The sequence below is a fragment of the Pseudoalteromonas sp. NFXS53 genome (assembly GCF_056629255.1).
In genome coordinates this window covers 39,389-53,407 of the sequence record NZ_JBWVBR010000025.1, presented here as the reverse complement: position 1 = coordinate 53,407, position 14,019 = coordinate 39,389, and the positions used below count along the sequence as shown (strand labels likewise).

The window sequence follows — 14,019 nt, the reverse complement described above, 5'->3', positions numbered from 1 at the left end:
AGAGAAAGCCCGATTCGAAAGAGTCGGGCTTTTTTGCTTTAAGTCCCTCTGCAATATATAAAATGGTTCACTTCACCGTAGTCACTCAGTTGATTCTTAAACACTTTTCACACGCCTAAATAACTAAACCCTCAACTTCAGTTAAACTAATTCAGTCCACCTTGCGCGAAAAGAATGTAAGCGCTACGCGCTTGTCATAAACCTTTCGCACTATACTTGCGCAAAAGAAGCGCTCTCACTGCGTTCTCAGTCGCTAATTTTGCACCATAAGCGCAAGGTGAAATGAGCAACTTTCACAGTAGTTACTCTCTTCATTCTGAAACACTTTTGTCACGCGTAAATAACTAAAGCCTCAACCCCAGCTAAACTGGTTTATCTCACCTTGCGCGAAAAGAATGTAAGCGCTGCGCGCTTATCATAAACCTTTCGCACTATACTTGCGTAAAAAGAGCGGGTTCACTTTGTTCACTGTCGCTAGCCTTTTACACCTTTCTTGCGCAAAGCAAATGCACTCGCTTTGCTCGCTGTCATTAACTTTGCACCATATTTACACTTTTATTGAATAATAAAATTAAATAACTCGGTCATCTGTGTGTATGCTTAACTTATATATCTAGAGGCTGCTATACACTAAGGGTATACGCACTCAAAAATATGGAACATTTAGATGAAATACAGCAAACTGAAGTTTCTCTTTAGCTTAGCTTTATGCTTTGTAACACACTCTCAGGCATTTGAAGTTATAGTCAAAGACAAAGCAGGCAACCCTTTAACTAATGCTGTGGTGTGGCTTGAGGGCGACTTATATAAGCCTAAAGCAGAACAAGTTTCAGATATGTATAGTATGGGACAAAAAAATAGAGCTTTTACACCCCATATCTTGGTTGTACCAACTGGTGCTAAAATTGAATTTCCTAACCTCGATTCTATTTTGCATCATGTTTACTCCTTTTCGAAGCCAAAACCATTTGAATTAAAGTTATATAAAGAAACGCCTAAATCAGAGATTGTCTTCGAGAATAATGGTGTTGTTGAGTTAGGGTGTAATATTCATGACTGGATGTTGGGATATATCTTAGTAGTCGACTCTGGCTTCTATGCGATCACTGATGCGCAAGGTATGGCAAATATAGAGTTATCTCCTTCGCAAATAGGTTCGGCGCAATTACATGTTTGGCATGAGCGTTTTGAAAAGCTAGAGGCAAGTGAGCAAATAGAAGTGCAGCTTAGTTCTCATTCTCAAAAAGAAACCTATAAAGTAAAGCAATCTCTTATAGAAGCTTTCGACTTCGCAGTGGATGAAAGTGATGGTTATGAATAAAGTTATTTTTGTACTGCTAGGTTTAAGTTTTTCTTCGGTTGCTATTGCAAGCAATATTCAAACAAAACTAGAGGGTAAGTTCGACCTAAGCTATGACTCGGGCTCTGATTCCGTGAGTTGGTTAGATAATGGCTGGGGTACAACTCGATTTGGTAAACACGATGATAAACTCTCAGTATCTCGTGCAGTTTTAGCTGGCCGAGTAGATTTTGCAAATAGTTGGTCCCTCTTTGGTGTGGCACAGTATGTTCCAAACCCAAAAGCTACTTTAGGCTTTACCGAAGCCTATCTTCAGTATCAACCTATTGCTAAGGGGTATCAAGTATCAGCTAAAATTGGTGCTTTTTATCCAAAAATGTCTCTTGAAAACACGGGGTTTGCTTGGTCTTCGCCTTATACATATAACTATTCTGCTTTGAATGCTTGGTTAGGTGAGGAAGTTAGAGCCATTGGCACAGAATTTACGATAAAGCGTCCGGCAAGAAGGTTTAGAAGCAAGTACGATGTAAGTTTTCACACAGCTGTTTTTAAGGGAAATGATCCTGCTGGAACATTGATTGCTTGGCGAGGTTTACTTCCTCATGACAGACAAACACATTTAAATGAACGAATAGGTTTTGCATCTCTGTATTCATTGCAGAAGCCACAGCTTGCAAAACAATGGCAGTACTCAGATCCGTTTCATGAAATAGATGGTCGCTTTGGTTTTTATGCAGGTGTGCATTTAGACTATTTGAAAAAGCATAGCCTTAGAGTTTACTGGTATGACAATAATGGTGACCCTGCTGCGATAAATGAAGGAATTGGTCAATATGCTTGGGATACCAGCTTCTTATCAGTAGCTTGGAAAAGTAAGCTGTCTAGTCAAACACATCTTTTGGTGCAAGCAATGTCAGGCTCAACGGCAATGGGCCCAGGTAGGGGGGTTGATAATGATTTTCGTAGCTGGTTCGTTTTATTAAGCCATAAATGGAAAACATATCGATTCTCGGCTCGCTTAGAAAAGTCTGAGGTTGTTGATAAGGATCATTGGGTATTTGATCTGAATGCCAGTGACAACCAAGCGCTCACGTTACATATCAATCGTTCTATAAATGATAACTTGAAGCTTGGTATAGAGTGGTTATATTCAGATAGTTGGTTGAGTTATCGATATAAAAGCGGATTACCACTAAATGTAACTGATAAAGTTTGGCGTGTTGCGCTAAGTTATAAGTTTTAATTTTAAAGGCAGCACGGAATACTTATTTAATAAAGTATTCCGTGCTTTTTATTAGTCTTTAAATGACTTGTGGCAATCCTTACAGCCTTTAGCCCAATTTCTAAATGCAGGGCCGATTTCTTTTTTATCCCCTGATTGAGCTGCTACAGCAAGTGCCTTAGCATACTTTGCAAATTGTTCCGCTTTCTTGTCAAACGTTGCACGGTCAGACCAAATAGCAGGTAAAGCGCCGGTATCGCCTTTTTGTGAATCTGCAGTAAATGCTTCCCATGGCATACTTGAAAGAGCAGCTGCACTATCAGCTCTCTGCTGAAAGCGTTTTGCATCAAAAGGTACTTTACCTTTTAACATGTCACCCATATCGCCAATTTGATAACGAATAAGCTGAAAGGTTGCTTTGCGATATTCAATCGCGTCTTCTGGTTTTTCAAACATAGATTGTGCATTTGCTTGTAAAGAAAATGCACCAACTAAAGCTGCTGCTAAAAGAAGAGTCTTTTTCATGATTTGCCCCAAAAAAATTAGAATCCATTCTTTTTACGTAAAACAACATAAAAACGCAAGTCGAACATGATGAGTGGTCAAAGATGTTCAAAAATGCTGAAAAGTGCAACCATATTAACTTTGTGAACGTTTTGTTTACGTTTATTTACCATTTTATGTCGTTATTTAAGTTTATGAAATATTGAGAATTTTTGGTCGGTGTTAGTCTCTTTGCTCTACTTGTTACCAGTGTACCTATAAATGTTTTGCTTGGATTAATGTATTGTTGTCGCAATGGAAACATTTAAGAAATTGTGTCCACTTACAAAATAAGAATGAAGGGTAGTTATGTCTAATCAATTTATCAAAGCCACAGCTGTTGCATCGGCTGTATCAGGCGTTTTGTTTGCAGCAAATGCATCTGCAATCGATACAAAAGCATTATTGGAGCATCGTCAAAGCTTGCTTCAAAACGTACAAGAGTTTAAAGCTGAGCAAAAGCATGAAGTAAATGCTTACATGGTTGTTTTGAAAGCAGAAAGTGCGTCTGATTTATTAGATCAAGGTCGATACTCAGTAGCTGCAGCGCAGCAGGCTGCAATTTCGATTGAAGAAGTGCAAGCACAGGTTTTATCAACGCTTTCAAGCTTCGACCCTGGTGCAAAAGTGATCGCCAAGACAAAGATCTTAGCAGCGACTTTGATTGTTGATGCGGATGAGGTTGCACTTGAGTCACTTCAGAGCCACCCATTAGTTGAGAAAATTTTACCTGTACTTGATAACGAAATTCAGGTTGCAGATGTTAACAAATATATTTCAGCTGATATTGTTAATACAGAAAAAGGCTTTACAGGTAGTTCACAATCAGTGGCTGTACTAGATACAGGTATTGATTACACGCACAAAATTTTAGGTGGTGAAGGTACACTTGAAGCTTATAGTGCTGCTGCGGCTGACCAAACTTCAGTAACATGGCCACAGGGCCAAGTTGTTGGCGGTTATGATGCATTTCGAGGTGATGCGGACCCGATTGAAAATGACCCTCGCTTTGACAGCACAACAGGCACGCCAAGTGCGACAAACCACGGTACTAATGTAGCGCACTCGGTAACAGGTATCGCGCCAGGTGTTGAGCTATACGCATATACAGTGTGTGGTGACCGCTCGCAAGGTTGTACAGGTGCAGCGCAAATCTTAGCGCTTGAAAAAGCAATGGATCCAAATGGCGACGGCAACATTAATGACCGTGTTGATGTAATTAACATGTCACTAGGTGGTGATTATGGTTCAACGCACACGCAAAGTGGTACGCAATACCTAATTCACAAAGCAGTTAAACTAGGCACTAACTTAGTTATTTCTGCAGGTAACGATGCGGATCATCCATTCATCGTTGGCGGTCCAAGTACAACACCAAATGCGCTTTCAGTTGGTGCAATGACTCACCCGGTTGAGCAGATTGTGACTTCAAAAAGGGAAGCATCGTTAAATGGTAGTGCTGTGGCATTTGGTACAGCATCATTTGGCGAACAAGGGCCACTAAGCTTCACAAGTGAAGGTAAAGAGTTTATCTATCCAGAAGCAAACCAAATTGCCTGTGAAGAGTTTGCTGAAGGCACAGATTTTACCGGTAAAGTTGTTCTGGTAGATCGAGGTGGTTGTGGTTTCTCTGACAAAGTACTTAACGCTCAAAAAGCGGGTGCAAGTTTTGTTATTGTTGTAAATAACAAGGCAAATGACGGTGCATTCGGGATGGCAGCATCACCAGGTGCGGAAGCAGTTACTATCCGTTCGTTCATGTTATCACTTGAAGATGGTCAAGTTGTTAAAGATGCGATTGCAAATGGTCGAGCGTTTGACCTTACTGTGGATATTGAAGAAACAAATATTGCAGGTAATGCAGTAGCTGGTTTCTCATCTCGTGGTCCTTCAATGGATGGCTTATTAAAGCCAGAAATTACAGCTCCAGGCTCTGAAATTGTACTTGCAAAACCAGGCTCAGTTGAAAGTGATCCAGCAGCGATTGGCACGTCAACAATGAAAAACTCAGGTACTTCATTCTCTGGCCCTATCGTTGCAGGTGCAGTAGCGCTGGTACGTGATGCACGTCCATACATGAATGCTGAAGAAGTAAAAGCTGTATTAATGAATACTGCTGACCTGAACGTTTATGAAGAAGCGTTAGCGCTAAATGAAGATGCGAAGTTAGCGCCAATCAGCCGCATTGGTGCGGGTCTAGTAGATGTAAATAAAGCAATCGAATCTCCGGTTGCTGCGTGGGTACATCATGCAGACTTTGATACCAACCAAGCTGCACTTTCATTTGGTTTACTATCAGTATCTGAACCATCATCTTACACAAAGACAGTACAAGTGAAGAACTTCTCTTCTGAAGCGAAAACTTACAGCCTTCGCGCTGAAGCTCGCTATGAAGATGACAGTAAAACAGGTGCATTTTCTTGGGACCTTCCTGAGGAAGTGACAGTACCAGCTGGTCAAACAGTTACATTTGATGCAACGCTAAATATTGATCCTGCCAAGCTGAATGAGTGGACGTTGAAGAGTACTTCAATGGCGCGCATGTCTGGAGAAACGGACGCAGAATTTAATGCTCGTCGTTCTGCTGAATACCAACAGCGTCGTGATGCCCTAACAGCAGCTGAATTTGATGGTGCGATCATCTTCAATGACATTGCTTCTAGTGAAGATCATGATTTACACCTAGTATTCCATGCTATGCCTAAAGCGGTTGAAGCACTTGAGATGGGTTATGAATTCATTGAAGGTAAAAAGCAGCTAGTTGTACACAACACAAGCGCAAAGGATATTGAGCTAAATGCAGACAATTTAATTGTATCTCAAGAGCCGGATCATTCGCTTACTATGGACATTGTGTCTACGTCGATGAACGTATACGGTGGTATCACAAGTTGTCCTTCTGGTCGTATGATCACAGCGACAATGCAATTACGTGATTCTGTGCAACATCTAAGACAAGGCGATTTTGGCTTCCATTTTGATACTAACAATGATGGTATTGATGATTGGGTAATTTATAACTGGACAGATGGTAACCGCGATGGTAGTAGCGTTGATGGTAATGTTCGAGGTGTATCTGGCTTTGTACGTGAAGATGGTTCAATTGGTTGGGCATACTGGGTAGATGTGCACCATGAGGTTGGCTCTGACTCAATTACTTATTCTGCATGTGATGACTATGTTGGTTTAGGTGATCAAACTGTTGATATCGATGGTACGCCGACAGTTCAAAGCCCTGTAGGTCAAAACATTCGTATTTCAGCAACGGTTGGTCCTGATAACGGTTGGTACCTAGGTGGTCCATTACTAACGACTGATGTTGTAAGTGGCACTGTGACTTATCAATCTGCTCGTGTTTCTATGGAAGACATGGAAGGCGAAGACGTAAATATGATTGTTGCAGGTGGTAAAGTAACGATTGAAAGTGAAGGCGCATTTGTACTAAGTCGTTCTGACTTACAAAAAGCAGTTGCTGTCGTTGATCAAGCAGTGCTTGATGAGCAAAGTAGAATTACACCATTAGCGATTGAATCGATGTCTTATGACATTAGTGAAGATATTACAGATGGTACAGTGATTGGTCAGCTTTCACTGGTTGAGCAAGAAGGTGTTCTAGAGCTATCTGAGTACTTTGTACGTAGCCAGTCTAACGAAGGTATTAACATCACTAAAGGTGGTGAGATTGTTGTATCGAATGCTGCTCTATTAGATTACGACCAAGGCGTCACTGAAGTTGAACTGAAAGTGGTTGCTATTGATGTTGCAGGTAACGTATCTGAAGAGGCGTCAATTTATATCAGTGTTCAAAATGCGGTGGATACAGTTTCAGAGAAAACACCAATGATTGCGGCTGATCAAGCATTTGAAGTGAGTGAAAATGTAGCAATTGGCACTATTGTCGGTAAGCTTTCTGTTATGGACCAAGATGACAATCTTGAAAGCTTTGAAGTATCAGGCTCTGATGCATTTGCAATCGACACTGATGGCACAATCACAGTTAAAGGTGAATTTGACTTAAGCCAAGGTGCAGAAGTAATGCTTGAAGTAGTTGCGGTTGATACTGATGGTAATAAGTCTGAAAGCACGAATGTTGCAATTACGATTATTGAAAACGTTGCGACGATCGCTGCGGGACAACAGTTTACAGTACAAGAAAATGTAAGAGTTGGTTATCAAGTGGGTCAACTACAATTCACTGATAGAGACAATGGTGTAATTGGATTTGAAGTATCTGGTACTACTCTGCTAGAAGTAAATGCGCAAGGTAATATCTTAACTACGTCAGCTCTAGACTATGAATATGATCGTAAGATTACTTTCACAGTAACCGCTGTTGATGCGCACGGTAACCGTTCAGATGCTGAAACAGTTGAAGTTAAAGTAAACAAAGTTGAACCTGTAGATGTATCTAGTGGCTCAAGTGGTTCACTAGCTTGGTTAGCACTTTTAGCAGCACCATTTGCAGCACTTCGTCGCCGTAAGCAGAAGTAATGCAAATAGATTAGCTGCCTGAATCTCAGCTAATTACTAAAAAACCCAGTCTTTAATTTGACTGGGTTTTTTTATTGTATTTTTAAACTCATCAATTCTCTAAACCCGACATAAAGTCGGTGCTACCGAATGTGACTCCATTCAGTGAGAGGGATTATTTTCGTCAACTCGTTATACCAATCCTCTTAATTAAGCGGTCTATTTTGAGGCAAGAAAAACTAGTCGATAACGAGGCGGAAATTTTGCTATTTAGTTGTTCTAAATAAGAAATTTTCAACGAAGTTAGCGTTAGTTTTAGTCCCTCAAAATGATTGAGTATTATTGAGGGTTGGTATTATTGAATATCTTTAAAAATCATGCCTCTGCGCATACTGCGAGTCGCTAAAAATACTTCGGCTAGCAGCGCTAAAAATGCGCCAATCAATAAAATCATCGCACCGATAAAACAACTAGAAATAGTGACACTTAGCGGCATAGTGTATAGATGCGAGATAAACATCATCATCACCACGGCACAGACAAGTAGGGCGCTGAGCACACTCATACTAAAAGCGATATGAATACAGCGAGAGCGTTTTAATAACGCGCGCATTTCTTGTGTGAGTGAGGATGCTAGGGAGTCGTCTTGGTTGTTATTCAGTTTTCTGTCTAACAGTCTTGCTCTGTCAGTAATACGCGCTAAACGGTTAGATAAAACGCCAAGCGTTGCGGCAATACCTGTAATTAAGAAAACCGGCGCAACCGCAGTTTGAATAACTTTAGCAATTGTTAGAATGTGAACTGGATCTTGTGACATATAACCTCTTTATTGAGAGCGTTTAGTGTAAATCAGCGATTGGCTATTTGATGCTTTTAACTCATTACCAAATGACTTTCTCAATCACATTGGCTTGTTCGCCAATCAATGTTTTCACTACTTTATTTTGTTCGTCTAATAAGATTAAACGTGGAATGCCCTTATTTGCGTAGTGTTGATAAATGACGCGTTCTGGATCTGCAATTAGGGCAAAAGGTAACTCAAATTCTTGATTGAACTTAGCCATTGATTCAGTATTTTCTTCGCGGCCAATACCGATAATTTGTATATCCTGATTGGTAATGAGCGGTGAAGCTTTTAGCTCACGCAGCGTGCGTTTTGAGTCAGAGCACCAAGTTGCAAATAAGATAACCAATTTCTTTTTATCATTTAAGGTGACTGGCTTACCGTTAATATCGGTAAAACGGGTGTGTTTAAAATCATCACCTTGCACCACGTAGGTTTCATATCCCTTAGGGTGAGGCTCAATGCTTTGGGTGGCGGCGCAGCCGTTTAAAGTCAGTGCAATTGATGCAATTAACACGCTCTTTTTAAAGTATTCGAACATGAGGCTAAATCCTTGTTGTTATTTTATTATCAGCAACGAGTAAGTAATTAACCTGAGGTCAGGTTAGTTACTCGGTTTTCGCGCTTACATTAACCGCTATTTGATAGGATAATGCAACGCTATATGTGATGACATGAACGCTTTATTGAATGTGGATTTATCTTAGTCTGTTTGCCTCGGCATTCTTATCAGCCACGCTATTACCCGGTTCGTCTGAAGTGGTGCTTTCAGGGCTGGTGGTCAAACAGCAAGGGTTACTCTGGTTACTTTGGTTGTCTGCGACTGTGGGTAATGTATTGGGTAGTTGCGTCAATTATTGGCTGGGCTTAAAAATGATGGCGTTTCAAGATAGGCGCTGGTTCCCGATTAATGCGGAGCAAATTGCAAAAGGGCAACGGGTGTTTGATAAATATGGCGTGTATAGCCTGCTGTTTGCTTGGCTGCCAGTGGTTGGAGATCCACTCACGTTATTGGGTGGGGTCTTTAAAGTTAGGTTGTCATTGTTTGTGTTACTGGTGAGTATCGGTAAAGCGTTGCGTTATGGTTTTATTATTGCGATCGCATTAGGTATAGAGCGGCTGATATAGCCGCACTTGAATTGAATAACTGTTAACTTTTACGCCAATCTAAAGTCAAAGAGACTGAATCAGCGAAGCGCAGCGCATGCGGTTTATCGACACGCACTTTTGCATAAGTGACCGATTCATGTTCGTGACAAATCTCTAATATGTCAGCAACCAGCTTTTCTAGCAGTAAAAAGTGGCCTGTTTCGACTTGGCTTATTACCGCCTTGGTGATGGTTTTATAGTTAAGCGCATGTTCTACAATATCACCGTTGATACAGGCGCTGTCAGCAGGATAATGAATTTCAATGTTCAATACCACATCTTGCTTTTTCTCACGCTCTTCTTGGTTAAAACCAATATAAGTACGTAGTCTCAAATTGGTGATATTAATGATCGCGTTTTGCATTCACTGCTCCTTAGTTTTTTACTAGCTGTAAAAACTCATTACGAGTTTTAGGGTCGTGCCTAAAGTTGCCCAGCATCACTGAAGTGCGCATTTTTGAGTTTTGTTTTTCAACACCGCGCATCATCATGCACATGTGTTTTGCTTCAACAATGACACCGACGCCTTTCGCGCCCGTCACTTCTTCAACGGCTTTAGCGATTTGGTGAGTAAGCTGCTCTTGAATCTGAAAGCGACGCGCGAACATATCAACAATACGTGCAAATTTAGATAGGCCGAGTACTTTACCATTTGGAATATAAGCAATATGGCACTTACCTACAAAAGGAAGCAAGTGGTGCTCACACATTGAATAAAGCTCGATATCTTGAATCAGCACCATGTCATCGGCATCTGAGCTAAACACGGCATTATTGGTGATCTCATCTAGAGTTTCACGATAGCCTTTGGTTAAAAACTCCATTGCTTTGGCGGCGCGTTTTGGGGTGTCTAACAAACCTTCTCGCTCTGGGTTTTCACCTACCGCAGTTAAGATTTCGTGATAACTTTTCTTTAAATCGTCATGCATAATCTGTCTCTTTATTTTAAGTGGCGTCCGCCATCAACTGCTAGGGTGCGGCCTGTGATGTAGTTACTGCTTAATAATAGCTCAACGCTATTAATGATCTCACGGCAGCCAGGCTCGATGCCCATCAGGGATTTTTTTAATGTTTTTGCTTTATAAGCGTCGTCGTCATGATCGTTGAAAATGATCAAACTCGGCGCGATAGAGTTCACTTTAATACGCGGTGCAAACTTCGCGGAGAAAGACTTAGTTAAGTTGTCTAAAGCCGCTTTGCTTGCTGCATAGGCAATATGTTTCGGACTGCCTGTCTCAACCACATAATCGGTTAGGTGAATGATATCGGTAATGTCATCAGAGTTTTGTAACAGCGGGCTTAGCGCCATATTTAATAAGTAAGGGACTTTGGCATGAATATGCATCATGCGGTCAAATAAGTTGGCATAGTCGTCACAACTGGCTTCACAATCCCAGCTTGATGCGTTGTGGATCACAGCATGAAGGCTGGGAGTGATCGAGGTTACTTGATTGACCAATTCGGTAACGGCGTCGGGCTTATCAAAGTCACATTGAATACAAGTAACGCCTTGGGCTTCGAGTTCATCAATACATGCATGACGGGTGCGATAAGTCATTATTACGGGTTGGGCTTGAGCAACAAAGTGTTCTGTGAGTGCTAAGCCAATGCGCTGGGCGCCACCGGTAATAAGTATGGGTGCTGTCATATAAGACCTATCTTGATTGTTAAATTTTTTCTATTTAACCAGTGTATACGCTTTTTTTATTTTTATCGATCAAGCGCTTGCATCGGCTTAAATTAACGCTCCTAAAAATGTGAACTTAAAGTATACAACTTGGGTATAATTGACAGCGTTGTCTATGGAGGTCGGATGTTAGCAAGAGTTACGCAAAAGTCAGTTTGGCCGTTTTGGTTTACTGCCGGAGTTTATGCCACCTTGTTATTGTTACAAGGCGCAAAGCCTGCGTTGATGCAGGTTTATCAAGAATTTGAGATTGCCTTAACCATGGCGTTAGGGTCTTTTGTAGCAGGTGGCACAGCCTTGGGAGGTGGTGCGGTGGCGTTTCCGATCATGACCAAGGTGCTTGATATTGAACCGGCCACATCTAAAGTGTTTTCTTTGGCGATACAAAGCTTTGGCATGACGGCTGCGAGTTTAACTATTATCTGTCGAGGCATTCCTTATTATCGCAATGTGGTGCTGCTTGCACTGCCAATGGCATCACTGGGTGTGATTTTAAGTTTATTGTATGTTGCCCCTGTTGTGCCTAGGTTGTGGGTTAAGTCGGTATTTAGTGTGTTGCTGCTGTGCTTTGCTGTGACCATGCTGGTTAGGTGGTGGCGCAAAGCCCACCATGAGCAAAGTATTGATGACATTCACCCGCATCAACAGCGCTTAATGCTGGTGGCTTTTATTGGCGGGCTTGCCAGTGGCTTGGTGGGCTCAGGTGCAGATATTGCATTATTTGCGCTGTTATTGCTTTGCTATAAAGCTGATGTGAAAAAAGCGACCGCGACGTCGGTATTAGTGATGGCGTTCACCTCAGTGATCGGCAGTCTTATCAATGTGGTTTATTTACAGCAGATCACGCCGGAAATTCATAGCTACTTGCTTGCCGCTATTCCTGTGGTGGTGATTGGCGCGCCTCTTGGAGCATATGTATGTGCGAAAGTAAAAGTGGGTTATGTGGTGATGTTTTTACTGAGTTTAATTGTGCTTGAGGCGGGTATGACAGGTTATGAGCTAGTTAGCTCATAACCTAATTTTCTTTATTGCCTAAAAAACGAACTTACCTGAGCTCAGGTTACTTATACTTCGTCGTAAACCGTAGGAATAGGCTGGCGCTTATGCTGCGTGCGTAGGTAAATCGCAATCAGCTTGTCAGCGACTTCAGCGTCTACGTCTTTACCTTCCAAGAAGTCATCAATTTGCTCGTAGCTTAAACCTAACGCATCTTCGTCTTTTAGACCTGGCTTATCACATTCAAGGTCGGCTGTCGGTGCTTTTTCTACTAAGGCAGCTGGAGCGCCAAGCTTGCTGGCTAATGCGCGAACTTGGCGTTTAGATAGGCCAAACAATGGCGCAAGGTCACAGGCACCGTCACCAAACTTAGTATAGAAGCCAGTAATGTTCTCAGCGCTGTGATCAGTACCAACCACTAAACCTTGAGTAAGACCGGCAATCTCATATTGCGCAACCATACGCTGACGAGCTTTCACATTACCTTTTACAAAGTCCACATGGTTGTCACTAGGTAAAGCGGTATCGCTATCAGACATGGCCAGTAGAGCTTGAGCATGCAATGCATCTGCCGCATCCTTAATATTCACAGTTAGACGCTTGCTTGGTTTGATAAACTCAAGAGCTAATTGCGCTTCGTCTTCATCCGCTTGCACGCCGTAAGGTAAGCGCATCGCAATAAATTGATACTCAGTGGTGTTTAACTCGTTATTAAGCTCGTCAACGGCAAGCTGGCATAAGCGACCACAAGTTGAAGAATCTACACCACCACTAATACCCAACACCAGTGACTTACAATGTGCACTGACAAGACGTTGTTTGATGAAGTTAACGCGACGGGTGATTTCAAAGTCGACTTCTATATTAGGCTGAACGCGCATTTCGGCTAAAATGGCTTGGCGCATGATGATTCCTCTGTGAGTTCTGGTTTATTGAGTGCAAGCTCTATTATGTTGTGATATTTGCTGAATTTAAAGCGCTATTTCTTACATTTAAAGTCCTAAATGCTGTTTTATCTTGGCTAATTCTTGCTTAAGTTGCTGCACTTCTTCTAATAAGCTGTTTAAGTCTGACTCCGCCAATGGCTCGGCCCCTGCACTGGCCAGTTCCGCTTCTGTGCTAGATATAAACAGGTGTTGATAACGGCTTTCGCGTTTACCCGGCTGTCTTGGTAGTTGCTGAACAAGACTTTGCTGTTGGAGATCTTGTAATACTTGTTCAACTTCACAGACCTGAGCAAAGTTCGCTAGGCGGTTGGTACGACTGCGAAGCTCGCCGGGAGTTTGTGGGCCTCGCAATAGCAATACGCACACAACCGCAAGCTGTTGTTCGTTAAACTGTAAATCGCCGAATTCGGTATTGCAGAAACGATGGCGGTATTTATCGACTCGACCCGAAACAGCTTCATCTCGAACTACTATTCTTTTAGCAATTAAACCATCAACGGCATCTAAGACTTCAGCTTCGCTTAACTCTAAAACCGGCTCACGATTCGACTTTTGATTGCAACCCGTCGCCAGAGAATTTAAAGATAGAGGATATTGGTCAGGGGTAGTGACTTCTTTTTCTAGCAACACACCAATAATACGTTGTTCAATTTGATTTAATTCCATCGCCAAGCTCCTTAATTAGGCTATTTCTCAAATGTACGTTAAGGCGAATTAATATACCAGTAAGAATAGTTAAAGATTTGATTTAGTTGGCTATCAGAGAGGGACAAGATTGAAAAGCTGGGTATAACATGAACATAATGCAGTTTCGCTGACACAATAGCGTCACTTATTTATGGCTAGTATAAAAATAATAAA

At 41.7% G+C, this 14,019-nt stretch carries 13 protein-coding genes; 5 read left to right on the top strand and 8 right to left on the bottom strand.

The features are described from left to right. Positions 1–667: 667 nt before the first annotated feature. Together AC1HJP_RS19775 and AC1HJP_RS19770 are read left to right on the top strand one after the other, a co-directional pair. Positions 668–1,321, top strand: coding sequence for a methylamine utilization protein (locus AC1HJP_RS19775; protein ID WP_480363241.1), 654 nt, complete (start codon positions 668–670; stop codon positions 1,319–1,321). Continuing rightward, positions 1,314–2,543 carry a hypothetical protein gene (locus tag AC1HJP_RS19770; RefSeq protein ID WP_480363240.1) on the top strand — a complete coding sequence of 410 codons (1,230 nt, stop codon included), beginning with the start codon at positions 1,314–1,316 and terminating at the stop codon, positions 2,541–2,543. Before AC1HJP_RS19775 ends, AC1HJP_RS19770 begins: the two co-directional genes overlap by 8 nt. A gap of 51 nt (positions 2,544–2,594) precedes the next feature. On the opposite strand, the gene AC1HJP_RS19765 is transcribed toward AC1HJP_RS19770, so the two are convergent. Further along, positions 2,595–3,047: a c-type cytochrome gene (locus AC1HJP_RS19765; RefSeq protein WP_475163894.1), complete on the bottom strand. Its 453-nt coding sequence runs from the start codon at positions 3,045–3,047 to the stop codon at positions 2,595–2,597. A 327-nt stretch (positions 3,048–3,374) separates the two neighbouring features. On the opposite strand from AC1HJP_RS19765, the gene AC1HJP_RS19760 reads away from it, so the two are divergent. Beyond that, positions 3,375–7,556 (top strand): S8 family serine peptidase, encoded by a 4,182-nt coding sequence (locus tag AC1HJP_RS19760; protein WP_480363239.1) that lies wholly within the window; start codon positions 3,375–3,377, stop codon positions 7,554–7,556. Positions 7,557–7,890: 334 nt separating this feature from the next. Here AC1HJP_RS19760 and AC1HJP_RS19755 read toward each other — a convergent pair whose 3' ends face one another. Together AC1HJP_RS19755 and AC1HJP_RS19750 are read right to left on the bottom strand one after the other, a co-directional pair. Then, positions 7,891–8,352, bottom strand: a complete 462-nt coding sequence (locus AC1HJP_RS19755; protein ID WP_421965705.1) for a DUF2721 domain-containing protein — start codon at positions 8,350–8,352, stop codon at positions 7,891–7,893. Between the two features lie 64 nt (positions 8,353–8,416). After that, a complete protein-coding gene (locus tag AC1HJP_RS19750; protein WP_480363238.1) occupies positions 8,417–8,920 on the bottom strand; it encodes a TlpA family protein disulfide reductase in 504 nt (167 codons plus the stop codon). Positions 8,921–9,069: 149 nt separating this feature from the next. Here AC1HJP_RS19750 and AC1HJP_RS19745 point away from each other — a divergent pair, with 149 nt between their 5' ends. Then, complete coding sequence (locus AC1HJP_RS19745; RefSeq protein ID WP_480363237.1) at positions 9,070–9,507, top strand: YqaA family protein; 438 nt, start codon at positions 9,070–9,072, stop codon at positions 9,505–9,507. Between the two features lie 22 nt (positions 9,508–9,529). Here AC1HJP_RS19745 and folX read toward each other — a convergent pair whose 3' ends face one another. The 3 genes from folX to folM are packed head-to-tail and all read right to left on the bottom strand — an operon-like array spanning position 9,530 to position 11,176. After that, positions 9,530–9,892: a dihydroneopterin triphosphate 2'-epimerase gene (gene folX / locus AC1HJP_RS19740; protein ID WP_349285316.1), complete on the bottom strand. Its 363-nt coding sequence runs from the start codon at positions 9,890–9,892 to the stop codon at positions 9,530–9,532. Positions 9,893–9,902: 10 nt separating this feature from the next. Next, a complete protein-coding gene (folE, locus tag AC1HJP_RS19735) occupies positions 9,903–10,457 on the bottom strand; it encodes a GTP cyclohydrolase I FolE (RefSeq protein ID WP_058028330.1) in 555 nt (184 codons plus the stop codon). 11 nt (positions 10,458–10,468) lie between these two features. Next, entirely contained in the window at positions 10,469–11,176 is a 708-nt protein-coding gene (gene folM, locus AC1HJP_RS19730) for a dihydromonapterin reductase (RefSeq protein ID WP_480363236.1), read from the bottom strand. Positions 11,177–11,341: 165 nt separating this feature from the next. On the opposite strand from folM, the gene AC1HJP_RS19725 reads away from it, so the two are divergent. Then, a complete protein-coding gene (locus tag AC1HJP_RS19725) occupies positions 11,342–12,229 on the top strand; it encodes a sulfite exporter TauE/SafE family protein (RefSeq protein WP_480363235.1) in 888 nt (295 codons plus the stop codon). Between the two features lie 50 nt (positions 12,230–12,279). Here the strand turns inward: AC1HJP_RS19725 and nadE are convergent, their stop codons facing one another. Together nadE and AC1HJP_RS19715 are read right to left on the bottom strand one after the other, a co-directional pair. After that, complete coding sequence (gene nadE, locus AC1HJP_RS19720; protein ID WP_480363234.1) at positions 12,280–13,116, bottom strand: ammonia-dependent NAD(+) synthetase; 837 nt, start codon at positions 13,114–13,116, stop codon at positions 12,280–12,282. A gap of 87 nt (positions 13,117–13,203) precedes the next feature. Further along, the gene (locus AC1HJP_RS19715) at positions 13,204–13,824 is read right to left on the bottom strand and encodes a YceH family protein (RefSeq protein ID WP_480363233.1); all 621 of its coding nucleotides are present in this window, start codon (positions 13,822–13,824) and stop codon (positions 13,204–13,206) included. Positions 13,825–14,019 lie beyond the last annotated feature (195 nt).

Bases quoted from the DNA above. Each gene is read 5' to 3' on its own strand.
- folM (WP_480363236.1), bottom strand. From the start codon at position 11,176: ATGACAGCACCCATACTTATTACCGGTGGCGCCCAGCGCATTGGCTTA.
- AC1HJP_RS19775 (WP_480363241.1), top strand. From the start codon at position 668: ATGAAATACAGCAAACTGAAGTTTCTCTTTAGCTTAGCTTTATGCTTT.
- AC1HJP_RS19770 (WP_480363240.1), top strand. From the start codon at position 1,314: ATGAATAAAGTTATTTTTGTACTGCTAGGTTTAAGTTTTTCTTCGGTT.
- AC1HJP_RS19760 (WP_480363239.1), top strand. From the start codon at position 3,375: ATGTCTAATCAATTTATCAAAGCCACAGCTGTTGCATCGGCTGTATCA.
- AC1HJP_RS19765 (WP_475163894.1), bottom strand. From the start codon at position 3,047: ATGAAAAAGACTCTTCTTTTAGCAGCAGCTTTAGTTGGTGCATTTTCT.
- folE (WP_058028330.1), bottom strand. From the start codon at position 10,457: ATGCATGACGATTTAAAGAAAAGTTATCACGAAATCTTAACTGCGGTA.
- AC1HJP_RS19725 (WP_480363235.1), top strand. From the start codon at position 11,342: ATGTTAGCAAGAGTTACGCAAAAGTCAGTTTGGCCGTTTTGGTTTACT.
- AC1HJP_RS19750 (WP_480363238.1), bottom strand. From the start codon at position 8,920: ATGTTCGAATACTTTAAAAAGAGCGTGTTAATTGCATCAATTGCACTG.
- AC1HJP_RS19755 (WP_421965705.1), bottom strand. From the start codon at position 8,352: ATGTCACAAGATCCAGTTCACATTCTAACAATTGCTAAAGTTATTCAA.
- AC1HJP_RS19715 (WP_480363233.1), bottom strand. From the start codon at position 13,824: ATGGAATTAAATCAAATTGAACAACGTATTATTGGTGTGTTGCTAGAA.
- nadE (WP_480363234.1), bottom strand. From the start codon at position 13,116: ATGCGCCAAGCCATTTTAGCCGAAATGCGCGTTCAGCCTAATATAGAA.
- folX (WP_349285316.1), bottom strand. From the start codon at position 9,892: ATGCAAAACGCGATCATTAATATCACCAATTTGAGACTACGTACTTAT.
- AC1HJP_RS19745 (WP_480363237.1), top strand. From the start codon at position 9,070: ATGTGGATTTATCTTAGTCTGTTTGCCTCGGCATTCTTATCAGCCACG.